Genomic DNA, 889 nt, shown 5'->3' with positions numbered 1-889 from the left:
ACTCAGAATCTACTTAATCAAAGTAATGTTAACCGGATTAAATTAAATGACACTGTAGCCACTGCACAGAAACACCTTACAGCACATGCTGAACAGGGTGCAGAATTAACAGCCTCAGCACGTAAGATACTTAATAAGGTTAAGAATACTAAGATTACTAATATTGATGTACTGGACAACCTCAAACGCTCTCTTAATGAGGCCAGAGGGGAAGCTATGCGGAATGGTAAACAAACCAGCGTAGCCGCCTTAACTGAAACAGTGAACAGCCTACGTAATGAAGCTGATTCTATTATTCAATCTATTAACCCTGATGCGGGTTCTATTTATCGTGATGCTGATAGTTATTTTAGTGCTATGGCTGGTGATTTTGGTAACAAGTCTGCATTGAGTAAGATAGCCGGGAAAGAGAATCAGATTCAGGCTGAAAATGTAATGTTAGGCTCTAACAGTCTGGCAGGACGTTATACAGGCGCTAAGAATACCTCTGATATTCTGTCTGCAATTGATGCAGCAGAAACAGCGGGTAATCTGCCAGCGGGTGTAGGTGCTCAGATGCGGGAAGCATTAGCCAATACTACCCGTAGCCGTGCCTTAGCTGAGGCTACTACAGGTGAGAACTTTAGCCCTACCAAATTTACCAATCGTTTAGCACAGACAGAGACACAGGCTCAGGCAGCAGGACAGGGACAGATTAATCAAGCCCTGCGGGATGTAATCAGCACTGCACGTACACAAAATGCTGTAACTACGCCTGTTCGTGATTTCCTCTCTGATGTGGCAGGGCGTGCGGTAGGTGGTGCAGCAGGTGGCGTAGTTGGTGGTGCGCCGGGTGCGTTGATTGGTCAGGGCATCGGCTCTAAGGTATCTGGCTTTGTTAACTCCAGTG

General features: G+C 45.9%; 1 protein-coding gene. It reads left to right on the top strand.

Annotated elements, in window-relative coordinates:
* The coding region (locus N1032_RS24270) for a hypothetical protein (protein WP_259543048.1) at positions 1–889 on the top strand (889 nt) is incomplete at both ends.

The sequence above is a fragment of the Herbiconiux daphne genome (assembly GCF_024979295.1).
Taxonomy (GTDB): Bacteria; Actinomycetota; Actinomycetes; order Actinomycetales; family Microbacteriaceae; genus Herbiconiux; species Herbiconiux daphnes.
This window is presented reverse-complemented; position numbering and strand designations above follow the sequence as displayed.